Source organism: Pseudomonas sp. Sample_9 (assembly GCF_004307535.1).
Classification (GTDB): Bacteria; Pseudomonadota; Gammaproteobacteria; order Pseudomonadales; family Pseudomonadaceae; genus Aquipseudomonas; species Aquipseudomonas mercuritolerans.
The window spans coordinates 1-2,924 of sequence record NZ_RAZO01000040.1; the positions used below are offsets into that span (position 1 = coordinate 1).

General features: G+C 64.0%; 2 protein-coding genes. Both read left to right on the forward strand.

Annotated features, from left to right (window positions below; all coding sequences use genetic code 11):
• Positions 1-229: 229 nt before the first annotated feature.
• Positions 230-1,264, forward strand: coding sequence for a ligase-associated DNA damage response exonuclease (locus D6877_RS02610; RefSeq protein WP_071174591.1), 1,035 nt, complete (start codon positions 230-232; stop codon positions 1,262-1,264).
• Positions 1,261-2,924 (forward strand): ATP-dependent DNA ligase (locus D6877_RS02615; RefSeq protein ID WP_130909742.1); only part of this gene is annotated, 1,664 nt, incomplete at its 3' end. The genes D6877_RS02610 and D6877_RS02615, both read left to right, overlap by 4 nt.

Genomic DNA, 2,924 nt, shown 5'->3' on the forward strand with positions numbered 1-2,924 from the left:
AGGGAGAGGGGACTGATTGGGGGATGCTTGGGTCTTGCGCCGACCTGAAAGAGAGACGGTGAATCCACCATTGGATCAGGCGCAAGGCTGTGCCGGATCCATATTCAACTCGGTCGGCCCCCCTCTCCCTCTGGGAGAGGGCTGGGGTGAGGGTAGCGCTTCAAAGCCGATCGAACTTCCAGCCTCACGCCCGCCTCATAGCTAACAAGCCCCCCATTCCGGTCACGACATGGATCTTGTTATTGCCCGACCTGAAGGTCTCTACTGCCCCGCCGGGGATTTCTATATCGATCCGTGGCGGCCGGTCGAGCGTTCAGTGATCACCCATGCCCATGGCGATCACGCGCGCACCGGTAATCAGCACTACCTGTCGAGCAGCGCCAGCGCCGGAATTCTGCGCGCGCGCCTCGGTCAGGATATCCAGTTGCAAACACTCGACTACGGCCAACGCCTGACTCACCACGGCGTGACCTTAAGTTTTCACCCCGCCGGGCATGTCCTCGGTTCGGCGCAGGTGCGGCTGGAATACGGTGGCGAGGTCTGGGTTGCATCGGGGGATTACAAGGTCGAGCCGGACGGCACCTGCACCCCATTCGAACCGGTGCGCTGCCACACCTTCATCACGGAATCGACCTTCGGCCTGCCGATCTATCGCTGGCAGCCGCAGGCGCAGATCTTCGCCGAGATCAATCAGTGGTGGGCGGCCAACATCGCCGCCGGCAAGGCCAGCGTGCTGTTCTGCTATTCCTTCGGCAAGGCCCAGCGGATTCTCCACGGCATCGACGAAACCCTTGGCCCAATCCTCAGCCACGGCGCGGTCGAACCGTTGAACCGTGTGTACCGCGATGCCGGCGTGTACCTGCCGCCGACGATTTATGCGGGCGACGTGAAAAAAAGCGACCCGATCATGCGCCAGGCGCTGGTCATTGCTCCGCCGTCAGCAGGCGGCAGTACCTGGATGCGGCGTTTCGGCGAGTTCAGCGATGCCTTTGCCAGCGGCTGGATGCGCCTGCGCGGGACCCGGCGGCGGCGCGGCGTCGATCGCGGCTTCGTCCTTTCCGATCACGCCGATTGGCCCGGCCTGCTCTGGGCGATCAACCAGACCGGCGCGGAACGGGTGATGGTCACCCACGGCTCGATCGGCGTGCTCGTGCGCCATCTGCGCGAACAGGGCCTCGATGCACAAGGCTTCACCACCGAATACGGCGATGACGAAGACGACAACATCGCCAGCGAACCCACCGTTGCCGAGACATCGCCATGAAAGCCTTCGCCGAGTTATATGCCGAACTCGACGCCACCACGTCGAGCAACGCCAAGCTGGCGGCGATGCAGGCGTACTTCGCGCAGGCCGCGCCAGAAGATGCCGCGTGGGCGGTGTATTTCCTTTCCGGTGGACGGCCGCGACAACTGGTGCCGGTACGCATCCTCCGCGAGCTGGCGGTGGCAGTCTCGGGGCTGGAGCCGTGGTTGTTCGAAGAAAGCTATCAGGCGGTCGGCGATCTGGCCGAGACCATTTCTCTGGTGCTGCCGGAAAATCCCCACAGCTCCGAGGCCGGTCTCGCCGAATGGATCGAAGACAGGCTGCTGCCACTGCGCGGCGAAACGCCGGAGTATCTGGCGCGGCAGCTGCCAATGTTGTGGGCACAACTGGACCGGCCGAGCCTGATGCTGTGCATCAAGCTGATCACCGGCAGTTTCCGCGTTGGCGTGTCGAAGTTGCTGGTCACCCGCGCCCTGGCGTCGATGGCCGGGCTCGACAGCAAACGCGTGGCTCAGCGTCTGGTCGGTTACACCGATCTGTCGAACCGACCGAACGCCGCCAGTTATCTGAAACTGATCGCCCCGGAATCCGCCGACGAACATGCCCAGCGCGGCGGCCAGCCCTACCCGTTCTTTCTTGCCCACGCCTTGTCGCAACCGGTCGAGGAATTCGACGCCCTGCTCGGCCCGGCCAGCGACTGGCAGGTGGAATGGAAGTGGGACGGTATCCGCGCGCAAGTGGTCAAGCGCGACGGCAAGCTGTGGGTGTGGTCGCGCGGCGAGGAACTGGTGACCGAGCGCTTCCCCGAGTTCGATGTGCTGGTCCACGGCTTGCCCGACGGCACGGTGATCGACGGCGAAATCGTCGTTTGGAAGAGTACCCATCCGACGACTGAAGATGCCTTCGATCCGCAATCCGATGAGCCGCCGGCCGTGCAACCGTTCGCCCTGCTGCAACAACGCATCGGTCGCAAGACGCTCGACAAGAAGATTCTCGAAGAAGTGCCGGTGGTGGTGCTGGCCTACGACCTGCTGGAATGGCAGGGCGAAGACTGGCGCAACCAGCCGCAGGTCAAGCGCCGGGCGCAACTCGAAGAGGTGATCGCGCGCTGCAACAGCCCGGTACTGCTGCCCTCCCCTGTATTGACCGGCGAAGACTGGCTCGACCTCGGCCGCCAGCGCGAAGCGTCACGCAAACTCGGCGTCGAAGGCATGATGCTCAAGGCCCGCGATTCGCTGTATGGCGTCGGCCGGACCAAGGACATGGGCGTGTGGTGGAAGTGGAAGGTCGACCCGTTCAGCGTCGACGCGGTACTGATTTATGCCCAGCGTGGACACGGCCGCCGTGCCAGTCTGTACAGCGATTACACCTTCGCCGTGTGGGACGGCCCGCCGGAATCCAGCCAGCGCTCGCTGGTGCCGTTTGCCAAGGCGTATTCGGGGCTGACCGATGAAGAGATGCGTCAGGTCGACAGCATCGTGCGCAAGACCACCGTGGAGAAATTCGGCCCGGTCAGCAGCGTGAAACCGAGCCTGGTGTTCGAACTCGGCTTCGAGGGCATCGCCCTGTCGCGCCGGCACAAGAGCGGCATCGCCGTGCGCTTCCCGCGCATGCTGCGCTGGCGCAAGGACAAGACCGTCGAAGAAGCCGACAGCCTCGC

Bases quoted from the DNA above. Each gene is read 5' to 3' on its own strand.
- D6877_RS02610 (WP_071174591.1), top strand. From the start codon at position 230: ATGGATCTTGTTATTGCCCGACCTGAAGGTCTCTACTGCCCCGCCGGG.